19 protein-coding genes are annotated in these 16,600 nt (G+C 41.9%); 15 read left to right on the forward strand and 4 right to left on the reverse strand.

Translation table 11 applies throughout. The features are described from left to right. Positions 1-11 precede the first annotated feature (11 nt). Positions 12-668, forward strand: coding sequence for an HAD family hydrolase (locus ABE613_RS10445; RefSeq protein ID WP_347376326.1), 657 nt, complete (start codon positions 12-14; stop codon positions 666-668). Positions 669-782: 114 nt separating this feature from the next. Here the strand turns inward: ABE613_RS10445 and ABE613_RS10450 are convergent, their stop codons facing one another. Then, the gene (locus tag ABE613_RS10450; RefSeq protein WP_347376327.1) at positions 783-1,643 is read right to left on the reverse strand and encodes a class I SAM-dependent methyltransferase; all 861 of its coding nucleotides are present in this window, start codon (positions 1,641-1,643) and stop codon (positions 783-785) included. Between the two features lie 424 nt (positions 1,644-2,067). On the opposite strand from ABE613_RS10450, the gene ABE613_RS10455 reads away from it, so the two are divergent. The 10 genes from ABE613_RS10455 to pepI all read left to right on the forward strand — a co-directional run bounded on the left by ABE613_RS10455 (position 2,068) and on the right by pepI (position 10,591). Continuing rightward, a complete protein-coding gene (locus tag ABE613_RS10455; protein WP_347376328.1) occupies positions 2,068-2,541 on the forward strand; it encodes an RNA polymerase sigma factor in 474 nt (157 codons plus the stop codon). 7 nt (positions 2,542-2,548) lie between these two features. Next, a complete protein-coding gene (locus ABE613_RS10460) occupies positions 2,549-3,232 on the forward strand; it encodes a zf-HC2 domain-containing protein (protein WP_347376329.1) in 684 nt (227 codons plus the stop codon). Positions 3,233-3,418: 186 nt separating this feature from the next. Next, a complete protein-coding gene (locus ABE613_RS10465; RefSeq protein WP_235232686.1) occupies positions 3,419-4,354 on the forward strand; it encodes a substrate-binding domain-containing protein in 936 nt (311 codons plus the stop codon). A 1-nt stretch (position 4,355) separates the two neighbouring features. Continuing rightward, positions 4,356-5,249, forward strand: coding sequence for a phosphate ABC transporter permease subunit PstC (pstC, locus tag ABE613_RS10470; RefSeq protein WP_235232685.1), 894 nt, complete (start codon positions 4,356-4,358; stop codon positions 5,247-5,249). Then, positions 5,242-6,105 carry a phosphate ABC transporter permease PstA gene (gene pstA / locus ABE613_RS10475; protein WP_347376330.1) on the forward strand — a complete coding sequence of 288 codons (864 nt, stop codon included), beginning with the start codon at positions 5,242-5,244 and terminating at the stop codon, positions 6,103-6,105. Before pstC ends, pstA begins: the two co-directional genes overlap by 8 nt. Positions 6,106-6,117: 12 nt before the next feature. Further along, the gene (pstB, locus tag ABE613_RS10480; protein ID WP_235232683.1) at positions 6,118-6,867 is read left to right on the forward strand and encodes a phosphate ABC transporter ATP-binding protein PstB; all 750 of its coding nucleotides are present in this window, start codon (positions 6,118-6,120) and stop codon (positions 6,865-6,867) included. A 3-nt stretch (positions 6,868-6,870) separates the two neighbouring features. Then, positions 6,871-7,524 carry a phosphate signaling complex protein PhoU gene (phoU, locus tag ABE613_RS10485; RefSeq protein ID WP_235232682.1) on the forward strand — a complete coding sequence of 218 codons (654 nt, stop codon included), beginning with the start codon at positions 6,871-6,873 and terminating at the stop codon, positions 7,522-7,524. Between the two features lie 20 nt (positions 7,525-7,544). Next, complete coding sequence (locus ABE613_RS10490) at positions 7,545-8,219, forward strand: response regulator (RefSeq protein WP_235232681.1); 675 nt, start codon at positions 7,545-7,547, stop codon at positions 8,217-8,219. Between the two features lie 59 nt (positions 8,220-8,278). After that, complete coding sequence (locus ABE613_RS10495) at positions 8,279-9,604, forward strand: sensor histidine kinase (protein ID WP_347376331.1); 1,326 nt, start codon at positions 8,279-8,281, stop codon at positions 9,602-9,604. A 102-nt stretch (positions 9,605-9,706) separates the two neighbouring features. Beyond that, entirely contained in the window at positions 9,707-10,591 is an 885-nt protein-coding gene (gene pepI, locus ABE613_RS10500) for a proline iminopeptidase (protein ID WP_347376332.1), read from the forward strand. A 162-nt stretch (positions 10,592-10,753) separates the two neighbouring features. Here pepI and ABE613_RS10505 read toward each other — a convergent pair whose 3' ends face one another. Both ABE613_RS10505 and ABE613_RS10510 read right to left on the reverse strand, forming a co-directional pair. Further along, entirely contained in the window at positions 10,754-11,494 is a 741-nt protein-coding gene (locus ABE613_RS10505; RefSeq protein ID WP_347376333.1) for a response regulator, read from the reverse strand. Beyond that, on the reverse strand, positions 11,491-12,555 hold the full coding sequence (locus ABE613_RS10510) for a sensor histidine kinase (protein ID WP_347376334.1): 1,065 nt from the start codon (positions 12,553-12,555) through the stop codon (positions 11,491-11,493). Before ABE613_RS10510 ends, ABE613_RS10505 begins: the two co-directional genes overlap by 4 nt. Positions 12,556-12,688: 133 nt before the next feature. On the opposite strand from ABE613_RS10510, the gene ABE613_RS10515 reads away from it, so the two are divergent. Beyond that, positions 12,689-13,462 carry a polysaccharide deacetylase family protein gene (locus tag ABE613_RS10515; RefSeq protein ID WP_347376335.1) on the forward strand — a complete coding sequence of 258 codons (774 nt, stop codon included), beginning with the start codon at positions 12,689-12,691 and terminating at the stop codon, positions 13,460-13,462. On the opposite strand, the gene pduL is transcribed toward ABE613_RS10515, so the two are convergent. Further along, positions 13,449-14,093, reverse strand: a complete 645-nt coding sequence (gene pduL / locus ABE613_RS10520; RefSeq protein WP_347376336.1) for a phosphate propanoyltransferase — start codon at positions 14,091-14,093, stop codon at positions 13,449-13,451. The two genes, ABE613_RS10515 and pduL, sit on opposite strands and share 14 nt — an antisense overlap. A gap of 171 nt (positions 14,094-14,264) precedes the next feature. Here pduL and ABE613_RS10525 point away from each other — a divergent pair, with 171 nt between their 5' ends. The 3 genes from ABE613_RS10525 (at position 14,265) to ABE613_RS10535 (ending at position 16,598) form a co-directional block, all read left to right on the forward strand. After that, on the forward strand, positions 14,265-14,474 hold the full coding sequence (locus tag ABE613_RS10525; RefSeq protein WP_347376337.1) for a hypothetical protein: 210 nt from the start codon (positions 14,265-14,267) through the stop codon (positions 14,472-14,474). 182 nt (positions 14,475-14,656) lie between these two features. Beyond that, positions 14,657-15,988 (forward strand): glutamine synthetase family protein, encoded by a 1,332-nt coding sequence (locus ABE613_RS10530; protein ID WP_347376338.1) that lies wholly within the window; start codon positions 14,657-14,659, stop codon positions 15,986-15,988. Between the two features lie 61 nt (positions 15,989-16,049). Continuing rightward, positions 16,050-16,598, forward strand: coding sequence for an ANTAR domain-containing response regulator (locus ABE613_RS10535; protein ID WP_235232673.1), 549 nt, complete (start codon positions 16,050-16,052; stop codon positions 16,596-16,598). Positions 16,599-16,600 lie beyond the last annotated feature (2 nt).

The raw sequence follows: 16,600 nt of genomic DNA on the forward strand, positions 1-16,600 counted from the left end.
ATGACGGATCTATGATAGAAGCAATTGTGTTTGATATGGATGGTCTTCTGTTTGATTCTGAGCGAATTGTACAGCGTTCCTGGGAAGAAGCCGGCAATCAGCTCGGACTGGAACATATGGGAGAGACGATATACCATACGTTAGGGATGAATCTGGCAGGAAGAAATCATTATTTTCGCAATACAATTGCGAAGGATTTCCCGTGCGAGGAGTTTGCAAAGCAGGCAAGAATCTGGTTCTATAAGATAGTAAATGAAGAAGGTCTTCCTATGAAGAACGGTGCAAGGGAATTGCTGGAATATGGGAAGGCGAATGGGTATCGAATGGCGATAGCAACTTCTTCTCGTCGAGAGTATGCCTTAAAAAATCTGAAGGCGGCTAAGATATATGATTTTTTTGATGCTGGGGTCTTTGGTGATATGGTGCAGCATGCAAAACCGGATCCCGAGATCTACCTGAAAGCTTGTGACAGCATTGGTGCAGCTCCTGCGAACTGTATTGCGCTGGAAGATGCACCGGCAGGTATCCGTGCCGCATATGTAGCTGGCATGAAGCCAATCATGATACCGGATCTTGTAGCTCCGACACCAGAAATCGAAGCTCTCCTATATGAAACATGTGATACACTTCTGGGTGTGATCGGAATCTTGGAAAAATTGAAAAAATAGAAAAAGAATGATTAATATAAAGTAGAATAAAAAGGCAGATGCCAATGTCTGATCGATGACCATGACAAAGGTAGCTGCCTTTTATATTTGTGGAATCCAATTCCTAAGCTTTGATTAGCGTGCTTCCCAGCGGCCGGAAGCTCCACAGGGAAGAACCAGACCTGAGTGAGTGACCGGAAGCCCAATTTCCTGAGAATCTACGGTTCCATGGAATTGTTTTAATTCTGTCCCTAACATATAAGTAAGAACCGCCGGTGCAAGTCCTGTCGTATAGGAATTGACCAGAAAGAACAGCGGCTGGTCTGACAGAATCTGTGTACATAATTTAATCAGCGGATGAATAGCATCCTCGATCTTCCAGATCTCGCCTTTTGGACCGCGGCCATAAGATGGAGGATCCATGATGATTGCATCATAATGATTGCCTCTTCGAATCTCACGCTCTACAAACTTTACACAGTCATCTACCAGCCAGCGAATCGGTTTGTCAGAAAGGCCAGAAGAAGCAGCATTTTCCTTTGCCCATGCAACCATTCCTTTTGAGGCATCTACATGTGTCACACTTGCACCTGCTGCCGCTGCCGCCAACGTAGCGCCTCCGGTGTAAGCGAATAGATTCAATACCTTGATCGGACGGCCTGCATTTCGAATCTTCTCAGAAAACCAGTCCCAGTTTGCGGCCTGTTCTGGGAATAATCCAGTATGTTTAAAGCTAAATGGCTTCAGGTTGAAAGTCAGATTACCATAGTGAATCTGCCACTGCTCCGGCAGATGAAAGAATTCCCATTCGCCGCCGCCCTTCTTACTGCGGTGATAATGTCCGTTCATATGCTTCCATCCGCGTTCGGTCTTCGGAGTATCCCAGATGACCTGCGGATCCGGACGAACCAGAATATACTGTCCCCAACGTTCAAGCTTCTCCCCTTTACTGCAATCTATTACTTCATAATCTTTCCAATGGTCTGCAATCCACATAATCTATAATCCTCTCTTAATAGCAATATTGATATACAAATACATTTTGCTGTATTAGAATTTCAATAGGATTATAGCATGGGAAAAAAGAAAAGAAAAGCCGGAATTACTGTGTAGGGACTGCGTCTGCGAGATTGCCGGAGATATAGACTTTTTTATTAGTTATTTCAGATAGCTATTATTGGAATAAGGAATCTATCCGTAGAAAAAAGTGAAATAATTTGATTTTTCAGATAGAGTTTCCTGAAAGGGATTATCTATCTGCAAATTCACTTTGCACTTTTGTTTCGGGGAAGCCCTAAAAAAGAGAAAAATGCTGTATCAGATAACAGGTGTGACTTCAGCTGTTATGACTGAAAAATATGTAATAAATATGTAACGAAAGTTATGTTTTTCGGATATATGGGTACAAGGAGGTGAGAGAATGTTAGATATGGATTCCATATATAAGGAGCATGCAGAGTTCGTATATAAATATCTGCTGTCTCTGTGTCATGAAGAAGATACCGCGGAGGAACTGACCCAAGAAACATTCTGTCAGGCGGTTCAGTCTTCCTACCGGTATGACGGCAGCTGCAAGGTCTCCACCTGGCTGTGCCAGATCGCGAAGCATCTCTGGTACAGAGAATTGGAGAGAAGAAAAAAGAAAGGAACGCTCCCAATCCCGGAGACCATGGCATCCGGAGAGTATGCGTTGGATGAGAAGCTGTGCCTCAGAGAAGAAAAGATGGAATTATTCCGGAAGGTGCACATTCTGGATGAAGTATCCAAGGAAATTGTATTTCTTCGGATTACAGGTGCATTCTCATTTAAAGAGATCGGAGAATTGTTTGGGAAAAATGAAAATTGGGCGCGTGTAACATTCTACCGCGCAAAACAGAAAATTATGAAAGGGTGAAGATTATATGAAATGTGAGATTATCAGAGATTTATTTCCGAGCTATATAGACGGACTGACAAGCAAAGAAAGTAACCAGGCAATCGAGGAGCATCTGGAGGGCTGCAGAGAATGTAGGCGATATCTGGAAGAGATGCAAAGAGAGATTGCCTCTGAAGAACTGACTCAGGAGGAAAGAAAAAAAAGGCAGAAGGAAATTCAGCCTTTGAGAAAAGTACGGAAAGTGAATCTGCGAAAGATTGGTATTGCAGTCCTGATTACATCGATTATCTGCTTTGTAATATCCGGGGTCTTTGCGTTTTATTCAGAATGGGGACAGACGGCAGATTATGATGATGTAAGAATCTCTTATGAAAAAACAGGTGAGGTGGTGACAATTGGATTCCATCCAAAGAGAGAAGATATCCGTATTGATGTAGACATGGATCTGGATCTGAGTATTCAGGAAGATCAAAAAGAAAGCATCCGAATCATAAAGGCACTTGTAAGTCCGTTCAGTCGACAAATTCGTGAAGGCGGTTACTGGGGAATTACCTTTGTCGATGAAGATACTATTCTAAGTCCGAACGGAGAAGGAACTATTGATCTGAGCGGAGATGAAAAACTGGAAATACAATTCAACGACGTTACAAAGACAGTGACGATTAAAGATCTCTATACAGAAAAAGGAATAACGGACTTAGAGAACTAAATGGGTACAGGGCATTTTTCATTTGGGTACACCACATTTTGCAATTGGGGACGTAGTATTTTTGCAAAATACTACGTCCCCAATTTAACATTTATTTTACATTCTTGAGATTTCAGATTTTACATTGCGCCTTTATGATAACAACTGTGAAGAAAACAAAAAGCAAAATCAAAGGAGAAATTGAATATGAAATTGAAAAAGTTTATTGCAGTATTAGCAACAGTTGGTATGATTGCAAGTCTTGCAGTTGGTTGTGGAAGTTCTGATGCAGATTCTTCTGCAGAGGGAGAGGATGCAGCTACAGAAGAGACAGCAGAAGGTGGAGATTGGGATCCTTCTATGGATATCACAATCGTATCAAGAGAAGATGGATCTGGTACAAGAGGAGCATTTATTGAATTGTTCGGAATTGAAGAGAAGGATGAATCTGGCGAGAAGATTGATATGACAACCGAGGAAGCTCAGATTACGAACAGTACATCTGTTATGCTGACAACCGTAGCTGGAGATGATTATGCGATTGGTTATGTATCACTTGGTTCTCTTGATGACAGTGTCAAGGCAGTAAAGATTGATGGAGCAGAAGCAACAGCAGAGAACGTTAAGAGCGGTGAATACAAAGTATCAAGACCATTTAACATTGCCACAAAAGAAGGAATGGACAACGAAGTTGCAAATGATTTCATTACATTTATCATGAGTAAAGAAGGACAGCAGGTTATTTCTGATAATGGTTACATTGCTTCTGATGACGCTGAGCCATATGCAGGAACAGCTCCTTCAGGAAAAGCTGTTGTTGGTGGATCTTCATCTGTATCTCCTGTAATGGAAAAATTAATCGAAGCTTACAAAGAAGTAAATGTAAATGCTGAGATTGAACTTCAGACAACAGATTCTACAACAGGTATGACATCTACTATTGATGGAAGCTATGACATCGGTATGGCATCTCGTGAACTGAAAGACGAAGAATTAAGTGCAGGTCTCGTACCACAGGTAATTGCAACAGATGGTATCGCAGTTATCGTAAATAAAAATAATACGACAGATGAGCTGACAAGTGATCAGGTAAAAGCAATCTACACAGGTGAAGCTCTTACATGGGATGAGGTATTAGAATAATATGAAATCGAAAGCATGGACTGAAAAATTCATGCAGGGAGTGTTCTTCATTGCCGCCTGCGCTTCGGTGTTGGCGGTAGCTCTCATTTGTGTGTTTTTATTTGCAAATGGTATCCCTGCAATGAAAGAGATCGGATTTGGCAAATTTCTGACTGGAGAGATATGGAAACCGAATAATGACATATATGGAATCCTTCCGATGATTGTCGGAAGCCTCTATGTAACGGCAGGTGCGATTGTATTTGGCGTGCCGATTGGTATTTTAACAGCGGTGTTTATGGCATTTTATTGTCCAAAGCAGATCTATAAACCGTTGAAAACGGCGACAGAATTGCTGGCTGGAATTCCGTCGGTTGTATATGGATTCTTTGGACTTGTAGTATTAGTTCCATTGATTCGCAATATAGGAAGGAGTTTAAAAGAGATGGGAATCTTAAGATCTGCTGGAAATGGAAGCAGTATTCTTACCGCATCTCTTCTGCTTGGAATGATGATTCTTCCTACCATCATAGGGTTGACAGAATCCTCTCTTCGGGCAGTGCCGTCACAGTATTATGAAGGCGCAGTCGCCCTGGGGGCAACACATGAGAGAGCAATCTTTAAAGTTGTTCTTCCTGCTGCAAAGTCTGGCGTGGTTGCAGCAATTGTGCTGGGAGTAGGCCGTGCGATCGGTGAGACGATGGCCGTGATCATGGTAGCAGGAAATCAGGCAAGAATGCCGGCGGGTATATTTAAAGGAGTCAGGACACTGACAGCGAACATTGTTATCGAGATGGGATATGCAGCCGGTCTTCACAGAGAAGCACTGATAGCAACAGGTGTGGTGTTGTTCGTATTTATACTGATCATTAATTTCTGTGTAGCACTATTAAACAGGAGGAACGATCATGAGTAGTAATGAAGTTACATTTAAGCAAAAAATGAAATCATACAAAAGGACACCAGGTTCCTTTGTTGTAATGCTTCTGGTAATGCTTTCTGCAATCCTGACATTTACGGTGTTGATTTTCTTGATTGCATATATTTTGATCCATGGAGTGCCATATATAAACCCCTCCTTGTTTTCAATGAATTATACTTCTGAAAACGCATCCTTAATGCCAGCGCTGATTAATACGATTATTATGACGTTTTTATCGCTGGTGATAGCAGTACCATTTGGAATTTTTTCTGCGATATTTTTGGTGGAATATGCAAAGAGAGGAAATAAATTTGTAGAAATAATCCGATTGACTACAGAGACTTTGCAGGGAATTCCTTCTATTGTCTATGGTCTGTTCGGAATGTTGTTCTTTGTTACGACATGTGGATGGGGATTCTCCATTCTGGCGGGTGCATTTACCCTGTCTATTATGGTACTTCCACTGATCATGAGAAGTACAGAAGAGGCCCTGAAGGCAGTGCCGGATTCTTATCGGGAAGGAAGTTTTGGACTTGGCGCCGGCAAACTTCGTACAGTGTTCCGGATTGTATTGCCTTCAGCAGTGCCGGGTATTCTGGCAGGTGTGATCCTGGCAATCGGAAGAATCGTAGGTGAGACGGCGGCACTGATTTATACTGCTGGAACGGTAGCTGATTTCCCAAAGAGTGTCATGAGTTCAGGAAGAACACTGGCAGTACATATGTATAATCTTGCCAGTGAAGGATTATACATGGATCAGGCTTATGCAACAGCCGTTATCCTGCTGGTGTTAGTGGTTGGAATCAATACATTGTCTAGCGTTGTGGCGAAGAAATTAACGAAAGTATAGAGAGGAATTGTCATGAGTAAAATTAGCATAAAAAATATGGAGCTGTATTACAGTGATTTTCATGCTTTGAAAGATGTTAATCTTGAGATTGAAGCAAATAAGATTACTGCATTTATCGGCCCTTCCGGATGCGGAAAATCCACTTTGCTGAAATCCATTAACCGAATGAATGATCTGGTAGAGGGATGTCGTATTGAAGGGGAGATTCTTCTGGATGGTCAGGATATTTTCAAAGATATAGATGTGAATCTGTTGAGAAAAAGGGTAGGAATGGTTTTTCAAAAACCAAATCCATTTCCAATGAGTATCTATGATAATATCGCTTATGGCCCAAGAACACACGGAATTCATTCAAAATCTAAACTGGATGAGATTGTAGAAAAATCTCTGCGCGATGCGGCAATCTGGGATGAATGCAAAGACCGTCTGAAGACCAGTGCGCTTGGAATGTCTGGCGGACAGCAGCAGAGACTTTGCATTGCAAGAGCGCTTGCAGTACAGCCAGAAGTGCTGCTGATGGATGAGCCGACATCCGCGCTTGACCCCATCTCAACTTCCAAGATTGAAGACCTTGCGATGGAACTGAAAAAAGATTATACTATTGTCATGGTCACACATAACATGCAGCAGGCAGTGCGTGTATCTGACAATACAGCCTTCTTTTTGTTAGGAGAAGTTATAGAATACAATGATACTGAAAAATTATTCTCCATACCGGCAGATAAGAGAACAGAGGATTATATTACAGGGAGGTTTGGTTAAGATATGCGTAATAAGTTTGATATGCAGCTGCAGCATCTGAATGAACAGTTGATCCACATGGGAGAGTTATGTGAAGTTGCCATTAACCGTGCAACCACGGCATTACAGAAAGGTGATATTGAGCAGGCAAGAGAAGTACGCGAGGCAGATGAAGAGATTGACCAGATGGAGAAGGATATTGAACGTCTGTGTCTGAAGCTGTTACTACAGCAGCAGCCGGTAGCCAGAGATCTTCGCCAGATTTCGGCAGCGCTAAAGATGATCACCGATATGGAACGAATCGGAGATCAGGCATCCGATATTGCGGAAATCATTATTTCTGAAGGAAGGGTTGAGCCGACGGAGATACCAAGAATCGGTCAGATGTCTGAAGCAGCAGCTAAGATGGTCAGAGACAGTGTGACTGCTTATGTAGAGAAGAATCTCGAGCTTTCAAGAAATGTCATGGAAGCAGATGATGAAGTTGATAAGATGTTCGAGGAAAATAAGCAGGAGCTGGTGGAATTCATTGCCGAGAATAAGGGTAACCAGGGAGTAAAGGTTATAGACCTTATCATGGTGGCCAAATATCTGGAACGAATCGCAGATCATGCCACGAACATTGCGGAGTGGGTAGAATTTTCTATTACCGGAATTCATAAAGAGAGTAAGGTATAGAAAGCGTAAGGAGACAGTTTATGATATTTTGTGTAGAGGATGACAGTAATATTCGAGAATTAGTCGTATACACATTAGAGACCACGGGCTTTAAAGCGCGTGGTTTTGAAGATGGAAAGGAATTTTTGGAAGCGTTGGCGCTGGAGACACCGGAACTTGTTCTGATGGATATTATGCTTCCCGGTGAAGATGGGATAGAGTTGCTGAAAAGATTAAAAGCATCGCCGAAAACACGGGATATCCCTGTAATCATGGTGACGGCGAAGGGAGCAGAATATGATAAAGTGAAAGGACTGGATCTGGGGGCAGATGACTATGTAACGAAACCGTTTGGTATGATGGAATTGATTTCCAGAATTAAAGCGGTGCTTCGAAGGAGTCAGAAAAGTTCTAATGAGCTGCAGGATATTATTAAGGTCGGAGATATTGAGATCGATACCAAGAAACACGAAGTAACGGCGTCGGGAGAGATTGTGAATCTGACTTTGAAGGAATACGAATTGCTAAAGCGACTGATGAAGAATTCTAATATTGTGATGACTCGTGATCTTCTCCTGGAAGAAATCTGGGGTTATGATTTTGATGGCGAGACCAGAACGGTGGATGTCCATGTCAGGACCCTGCGTCAGAAGCTTGGGAAAAGTGGAGAGAGAATAGAGACAGTCCGTGGTGTGGGTTATCGTATGCGCGAATAGATGTCACTGTCCCTGTCGATATAATGATTCAGAGTGAAAGTATGTTGGAGAAGGAGCGGATGACAACAGTGAGACTAAGGAACCGAATACAGAAGAGCATGATTCTAGTCATTGCAACAACGCTTCTGATTGCTTATGCAATGACAACATTTGTAATATACCATCAGACGGTAAACGTGATGGAAGATGAACTTCAGCAGGAAGCGGATTATATCCGGGCAGCAATAGAGATATCCGGGGCAGACTATCTGCAGGAAATGGATGCGGTACGTAAGAGTACAAGAGTAACTCTGATTGACGAGGATGGACAGATCTTATATGATTCTCAGCAGGGAAAGATGGAGTTAGAGAATCATAAGAATCGGCCGGAAGTTCAGGAAGCAATGAAGTCCGGAACCGGAAAAGATGTCAGAGAATCAGATACTATGAGGCAGGAAATGTTCTATTATGCAGAACAGCTTCCTGACCACACAATCTTACGTGTGGCAAAAAGTGTGGATACTGCATTTTACACGGCAATGAAGATATTGCCGGGAATCGGAATTATTGCAATCCTGATGCTGGTATTTGCATGGGGATTATCCAGACAACAGGTAGGCAGGCTGATACGGCCGATTAATGAATTGAATCTTGAGAATCCTTTGGATCATGAGATGTATGAGGAACTGACGCCGTTACTAGAACGAATTGATGAGCAGAACAAGACCAAAGATGCAGTTGCAAATATGCGAAAAGAATTTTCTGCAAACGTATCCCACGAGTTGAAGACCCCGCTTACTTCCATATCCGGGTATGCCGAGATCATGATGAATGGCATGGTACGGCCAGAAGATACGAATAAATTCTCAGAACGCATTTATAATGAAGCTAGACGATTGATCACATTGGTAGAAGATATTATCAAGTTGTCTAAACTGGATGAGGGCGGTGTAGAACTAGAAAAAGAAGATGTTGATCTTTATGCGCTTACGCGGGAAATCGTAAGTCGGCTTGCACCACAGTCGACGAAAAGAAATGTCCATGTTGAGCTGACCGGAGAATCCGTAATCTGCCGTGGCGTTCGTCAGGTCATTGATGAGATGATTTATAATATCTGTGAAAATGCGATTAAATACAATAAAAAGGGAGGTTCAGTCAGTATCTGGGTTGGCGGTACTTTAAAGGGTAAAAAAGTTATTGTCACAGATACGGGTATTGGAATTCCGACAGACCAACAGGAACGAATCTTTGAGCGCTTCTACCGTGTAGACAAGAGCCATTCCAAAGAAACCGGAGGTACCGGACTGGGACTGTCAATTGTAAAACACGGTGCAATCTTACATGGGGCACAGATTCGTGTAGAGAGCGAAGTGGGAAAAGGAACCAAGATGGAACTCACCTTTTAGGAAGGAGGGGATGGGGGAATTTGCAAATTCCCCATCCCCTCTATTGCTATTTGAAAATAAATTAATTATAATAGGGAAAGAAGAAAAAGGGGGTTTTCAACTATGGAGATTAAAGAAGGCTATATGCCATACCTGGAGTACAAAACTTATTATCGTATTGTAGGAAAGAAAACTGGAGATAAGAAGCCATTGGTATTATTACATGGCGGACCAGGATCTACCCACAATTATTTTGAAGTGTTAGACAGACTGGCAGAGGAAGATGGACGTCAGATTGTCATGTATGATCAGATTGGATGTGGAGAATCTTATGTAGAGAATCGTCCGGATCTGTGGAATGCAGAGACATGGATTAACGAGTTGATTGCTTTAAGAGAACATCTTGGACTGGATGAAATGCACCTTTTGGGACAGTCCTGGGGTGGAATGTTGCTTTTGGATTATGTATGTAATCATAAGCCAGAAGGACTTAAGAGCCTGATTCTTTCCAGCACACTTCCGGCTTCCTGGATGTGGGGAATTGAACAGCATCGTATGATTAAGGAACTTCCGCAGGAGATGCAGGATGCAATTGAGAAAGCAACCTCTACCAATGATTACAGTGATCCGGCATATCAGGCAGCAGAGACGGAATATATGCTTCGTCATGCAGCAGGAGCTGTTACAGAGGATTCACCAGAATGTCTGCGCCGTCCGGTGAGAAAAGGCGGAGAATCTTATGTAGTGGGATGGGGCCCGAATGAATATACTCCTATGGGAACATTGAAAGATTACGATGTTACAGAACAGTTAAAAGATATCAAAGAGCCAACACTTGTGATTAATGGCGGTAATGATTTGTGTACACCATATATCGCAAAATATATGTATGACAGAATCCCGAATTCCAGATGGGAATTGTTCCGTACCTGTCGTCATATGTGTTTCGTAGAGGATAATGACAGATATGTTGAGCTTATGAAGGAATGGCTGAACGCAAATGACTAAATATTAATGCAATGAAAAAGAGGATGCGCTTTATGAAAAAGAGCATCCTCTTTATCTTGAGAGAATAATGAATGAGGCTTTATTACGATATACCACCTTCAAGATTTATTTTAGCAGATACTTTGCGAATAGACAGTGCTTTTGGGAATCCTTAACACAAATTTAGCGTGAAGCAGGAGTTATCTTGGAGGGCAGTTCATTTTCATCTTCCTGCATACGATATCCAACACCGACTTCAGTGAAAAGGTATTCTGGCTGAGATGGATTCTTTTCAATCTTACGTCGGATATTTGCCATATTTACACGAAGAATCCGATTGTTGTTATCTGTATATGGTCCCCAGATATTGGACATGATCGCCGAATAAGTCATGACTTTTCCGGAGTTTTTGGCGAGAAAGGCGACAATCTTATATTCTACCGGAGTCAGATGTATGATCTCACCATCCAGAGTAACCATTCTTTTCTCAAAATCCAGGATCAGTTCTCCGCAACGGTAAGGACGGATGTACAGAGCAGAGTTGGAATCCATCCGGTTGCTGTGGCGCAGTGAAGCACGAATCCTTGCCAGTAATTCTGATGTCCCGAATGGCTTGGTTATATAGTCATCTGCCCCCAGATCCAGAGCGGTCACTTTATCGCGTTCCCCCATTCTGGCTGAGATTACGATAATTGGGCAGCTGGTCCACTTACGTACAGAGCTGATGATCGTGTTACCGTCAATATCAGGAAGACCAAGGTCCAACAGGATGATATCCGGGCACTGTGAATTGATAATGGCAAGCCCTGCTTTTCCAGTGGCGGCAGTCGTTACCCGATAACCGTTTGCTTTGAGTGTCTTAGACATAAACTCAAGAATATTTTTCTCATCTTCAATAATCAGTATAGAATAATTTGGCGTCATGATATGGTGTCCTCCTTAGGAAGCGAAAAAGAAAATTCCGCTCCGTGTTCGTGATTGCAGGCGGTAATGGTACCGTTATGCGCCTGTACAATAGTGGCACAGATAGAAAGCCCAATTCCCATTCCACGGTGTGTGTCGGAAGTCAGAGAATTCTTGTACTGTCCTTTGAAAATATCAGGTATTGTAGTTTCGTCAATACCCGTTCCATAGTCAATAATGTGAAATGTGACCGTGGTGGGTTCTTCGGTTATATTCAATTCAATTGGACGGGTGCTGTGAGAATGCACCAGAGCATTTTCCAGAAGATTAATAATAACTTGTTCGATTAGCAATGGATCCATCGGAATCATTAGAATATTCTCGGGAGCCTGGACTTGAATAGAAGCATCGGGAATTCTTTTCTTCAGGCGGGCAATTGCTTCTGCAACAACCTCTTCTACAACTTCAATTTCTTTAATGACTTTGCTTCCGTCATCCTGAATTCTTGTGACAGACAGGAGATTTTCCACCATGTTGAGAAGCCAATGGGCGTCTTCGTTAATCGTTGTGACCAGATTCGTCTTTTCATCCGGGGTCAGATCGGATTCATTTTCTATGTAAGAAGCAGAAGAACCGATAATGCTGGTCAATGGTGTCCGAAGGTCATGCGAGATGGCACGTAACAGATTGGCACGAATTCGCTCTTTCTCTGCCTCATTCAGTTCACGTTCCCTTTCTGCAATCATTGCATCCTGTTTCTTGAGGCGAGTTGTCATTGCACTGATGGTAATCGTGATGATCAACATACAGAAAAAGGTGATTGGATATCCACTTAAAGTAAAATTTACTTCAAAATATGGAATAGTAAAAAACCAGTTGATAAATATAACACAGAATAAAGAAGAAAAAATCCCATATAGATATCCTGTGGTATATCGTGCAATTAAAATCAACGCAAGAATATAAATCAACGCAATATTAGCAGAATTATTTTTTACAAAATGAAAAAAAGAGAATGCCAGGATGGTAGCGATAATTAATAATGCCAGGGTATATAAAATATCATGCTTTATTCTTTTCATTGTTCGACATCCTTATTGTTTTTTACAGATATTGTTATTATATCACTAAACAGGCAAAACGAAAAGATTTGAAGAGGTAGGACGAAATCTAGATACATATATTAATAGTAAATGTATGGCTGGAGTCTTATTTATGAAAGAAGAAAATAAGAGAAAATGGAAGAATTATGGAGTGTTTGCAATGGTACTGCTTATTGCTCTGTCAGGTTCCTACAAGTATATTTCCAGTTACACGACCGTTTCCAGTAATGTAAATGGAAGGGAGCTTCCTATCTATTCTGTGGAGACATCGGAGAAAAAAGTAGCGTTAAGCTTTGATGCGGCCTGGGGAGATGAAGATACGCAGAAGATTCTGGACATCTTAAAAAAACACAATGTCCATGTGACTTTCTTTATGACTGGCGGATGGGTGGAAAAATATCCGGAGGATGTCATAGCAATAAAGGAAGCCGGGCATGATCTTGGAAATCACAGTGAGAACCATAAGAATATGTCGCAATTATCGAAAGAAGAGCAGAAAGAAGAGATCATGAAAGTCCATGAGAGAGTAAAAGAACTGAGGGGAGTGGAGATGCAGCTCTTCCGTCCGCCTTATGGAGATTATGATGATGAGGTGGTTCGGACTGCACAGGAATGCGGATATTATCCGATTCAGTGGTCCGTGGATAGTTTGGATTGGAAAGACTATGGAGTACAAAGTATCATAGACACCGTATTAAACCATAAAGATCTAAAAAACGGTGCTATCATTCTCTGTCATAACGGTGCAAAATATACTGCACAGGCACTGGAACAATTGCTGACAGGTTTAGAAGAACAAGGCTATCAGATCGTTCCGGTGTCAGAATTGATTTATAAAGAAGATTATCATATGGATGTGACCGGGCGTCAGATTAAAAACGATTGATGCCGTTCTGAACTTCTTCTGCCCATTTCTGAAGATTGTAGGTTCGTCCGCCGAAGAGTTTTAACAATGCTCCGGTTGGATGGTTGTCATTGGCAAAAGCGTTGGCCTCGTCGGTGTCAACATGCATTGCCAGTGCAAAATTCGGATTCACACGGACAACAACATCAGCAAAAATTAATGAACGTTCGAAACTCTCCATAATTACGAAAACTTCGTCATTATCTTTGACATTTAACTGAATAGCCTGCACAGGAGTCATATGGATATGACGCTTGGCAACAATAACACCGTGGTCGAGTTCGATGCTCCCGTTCGAGCCTTCCAGGACACAGCCAGGAGTACCGACTGTGTCACCGGACTGACGGATAACACCGGGGATACCAAGCTTGCGGGAATCTGTCATGGAGATCTCTACTTGTGTCTCGTTACGGAAAGGACCGAGTACAGCAACTTTTTCAAAGGAACCCTTTGGACCTCTGACAGCAACACGTTCTTTGCAGACGTATTGTCCAGGCTGGCTTAACTCGGCTTTAAAAGTCAGGTCACGGTCTTCTCCAAATAATATGTTAAAATCCTCGCGACACAGATGAATGTGGCGCGCACTTGTCTCAATAGGTATTGCAAGTCCCATAATTCTTTCACCTCATTCGTAGAATATCTATATTCTATCAAATATAAAATGATATTTCAATTCGCAAATGTAATATTTGCTTTTGCCAGAGAGCAAAACCTGCTATAATGAACACAGGTATATGTAATTAGAAAATGAAGGGTATATATAATGATTGAAGGAGGTATTACTATGAAAGAAATGTGGCAAAGTATAAAGGATTTTCTGGCAAGAGACTGGACCCCTGCAGAGAAAGTACTGGTAATCCTATGTGCAGTGCTGGCAGGAATTGTGTATGGATTTTTGCTGGCTCCGATTAAGAGGGGAATCAGCTGTGGCAACAATAACGGGAACTCATATGTACAGACAGATGACGGCTATTGGTTAGATGACGAAGATTAGAGCAGGATTTGCAGAATCTTGGGCATTTTGTCACGTTGACAAAGTGCCTTTTTCTATCTATAATCTAAGAAGTAAAACAAAGGCGTTTTCATCATGGCATGAGAGCGCCCATTTTTATATAAATCAGGCAGATAAGAAAAGACATCTGGAATAAGTACTTATATAATTAGGAGGAAAAAATCATGAATAATTATACGAGAAAAGATATTTTGAGAATGGTGGAAGAAGAGGATGTGGGATTTATCCGCCTGCAGTTCACAGATATCTTTGGAACAATGAAGAATGTTGCAATTACAACCAGCCAGTTGGAGAAGGCATTGGATAATCAGATTATGTTTGATGGATCTTCCATAGAAGGATTCGCAAGGATTGAAGAATCAGATATGTATCTTTATCCAGACTTGAATACTTTTGAGATCTTTCCGTGGAGACCGCAGCAGGGTAAGGTGGCGAGGCTGATCTGTGATGTATATAAGACAGATGGGACTGCTTTTGAGAGTGATCCGAGATATATCTTGAAAAAAGTTATGACGGAAGCCAGAAGCATGGGTTATGAATTTAATGTAGGACCGGAATGTGAATTTTTCCTGTTCCATACCGATGATGATGGCCGTCCGACGACTTTGTCACACGAATGTGCAAGTTACTTTGATCTGGGACCTTTAGATCTGGGAGAAAATGCAAGACGAGACATGGTATTGACTTTGGAAGATATGGACTTTGAGATTGAAGCATCCCATCACGAAGTGGCACCGGCACAGCATGAGATTGATTTCCGTTATGATGAAGCATTGGCAACCGCAGATAATATTATGACATTTAAACTGGTCGTAAAGACAATTGCAAAGCGCCACGGTCTGCATGCTACATTTATGCCAAAACCAAAATACGGAATCAATGGTTCTGGTATGCATCTGAATATGTCGTTGAGTAGAGATGGAATCAATGCATTCCAGGATACAAAGGATCCAAATGGATTGAGTAAAGAGGCATATTACTTTATTGGCGGAATCATGAAGCATATGAAGGCAATCAGTTTTATTACGAATCCAATCGTAAATTCCTATAAACGTCTGATCCCAGGATATGAAGCTCCGGTTTATATTGCGTGGTCTGCAAAGAACAGAACACCATTGATTCGGATTCCGGGAAGTCGAGGAGAAGGAACAAGAGTGGAACTTAGAAGCCCGGATCCTTCAGCAAATCCATATCTGGCTCTTGCGGTATGTCTGGCAGCAGGACTGGATGGAATTAAGCATGAGATTATGCCTCCTCACAGTATTGACTGTAATATCTATGAGATGACAGAACAGGAGAGAATGGATGCAGGAATCGAGAATCTTCCGGGAAGTCTTCTGGAAGCAGCAAAAGAATTCGAAAAAGATGCCTTTATTCAGGATGTCTTGGGAGAAGATCTGTCAAAGAAATATATTAAAGCAAAGACAAAAGAATATGAAGATTATCGTGCACAGGTTACAGAATGGGAGCTTGGCAAGTACTTACACCGCCTGTAAATACTCCTGTTGAAACACGTAGACAATTCAAAGGAAGACGGAGATAACAGGGGGTGTAAGTTTGGTTGGTATTATTGTTGTATTTCCAAATCGGGATAATGCAACGAATATTCGCAACCTGTTAGTACGAGGAGGCATGGATGTGACCGGGGTATGCACTACAGGTGCCCAGGCAATGCATTATGCAGATACTGTAGATGAAGGAATAGTGATATGTGGCTATAAGCTGAAGGATATGATGTACACGGAACTTCGTGAATATCTGCCGGATAATTTTGAGATGTTATTAATCGCGTCTCAGGAAAAATGGAGCAATGGTCTGATCGAAGGGGTTGTAGGATTGTCAATGCCGATTAAAGTATATGATCTGATCAATACGATGGAGATGATGCTTCGTTCCATAGACAGAAGGCGGAAGAAGAGAAAGTTACAGCAGAAGAACCGGAATCCAGAACAGCAGGCTTTGATTAATAAAGCTAAGGAATTGTTGATGGCGCGTAATAATATGTCAGAGGAAGAAGCGCACAGATATCTACAGAAGAGTAGTATGGACAGCGGAACGAATATGGTCGAGACAGCAGAGATGGTATTAAGCATTATGGCCGAATAGGA

It is taken from the genome of Dorea chungnamensis, assembly GCF_039832125.1.
Taxonomy (GTDB): Bacteria; Bacillota; Clostridia; order Lachnospirales; family Lachnospiraceae; genus JAFBIX01.

Coding starts and splice junctions, on each gene's coding strand:
- ABE613_RS10445 (WP_347376326.1), top strand. CDS start 12: ATGATAGAAGCAATTGTGTTTGATATGGATGGTCTTCTGTTTGATTCT.
- ABE613_RS10450 (WP_347376327.1), bottom strand. CDS start 1,643: ATGTGGATTGCAGACCATTGGAAAGATTATGAAGTAATAGATTGCAGT.
- ABE613_RS10455 (WP_347376328.1), top strand. CDS start 2,068: ATGTTAGATATGGATTCCATATATAAGGAGCATGCAGAGTTCGTATAT.
- ABE613_RS10460 (WP_347376329.1), top strand. CDS start 2,549: ATGAAATGTGAGATTATCAGAGATTTATTTCCGAGCTATATAGACGGA.
- ABE613_RS10465 (WP_235232686.1), top strand. CDS start 3,419: ATGAAATTGAAAAAGTTTATTGCAGTATTAGCAACAGTTGGTATGATT.
- pstC (WP_235232685.1), top strand. CDS start 4,356: ATGAAATCGAAAGCATGGACTGAAAAATTCATGCAGGGAGTGTTCTTC.
- pstA (WP_347376330.1), top strand. CDS start 5,242: ATGAGTAGTAATGAAGTTACATTTAAGCAAAAAATGAAATCATACAAA.
- pstB (WP_235232683.1), top strand. CDS start 6,118: ATGAGTAAAATTAGCATAAAAAATATGGAGCTGTATTACAGTGATTTT.
- phoU (WP_235232682.1), top strand. CDS start 6,871: ATGCGTAATAAGTTTGATATGCAGCTGCAGCATCTGAATGAACAGTTG.
- ABE613_RS10490 (WP_235232681.1), top strand. CDS start 7,545: ATGATATTTTGTGTAGAGGATGACAGTAATATTCGAGAATTAGTCGTA.
- ABE613_RS10495 (WP_347376331.1), top strand. CDS start 8,279: ATGACAACAGTGAGACTAAGGAACCGAATACAGAAGAGCATGATTCTA.
- pepI (WP_347376332.1), top strand. CDS start 9,707: ATGGAGATTAAAGAAGGCTATATGCCATACCTGGAGTACAAAACTTAT.
- ABE613_RS10505 (WP_347376333.1), bottom strand. CDS start 11,494: ATGACGCCAAATTATTCTATACTGATTATTGAAGATGAGAAAAATATT.
- ABE613_RS10510 (WP_347376334.1), bottom strand. CDS start 12,555: ATGAAAAGAATAAAGCATGATATTTTATATACCCTGGCATTATTAATT.
- ABE613_RS10515 (WP_347376335.1), top strand. CDS start 12,689: ATGAAAGAAGAAAATAAGAGAAAATGGAAGAATTATGGAGTGTTTGCA.
- pduL (WP_347376336.1), bottom strand. CDS start 14,093: ATGGGACTTGCAATACCTATTGAGACAAGTGCGCGCCACATTCATCTG.
- ABE613_RS10525 (WP_347376337.1), top strand. CDS start 14,265: ATGAAAGAAATGTGGCAAAGTATAAAGGATTTTCTGGCAAGAGACTGG.
- ABE613_RS10530 (WP_347376338.1), top strand. CDS start 14,657: ATGAATAATTATACGAGAAAAGATATTTTGAGAATGGTGGAAGAAGAG.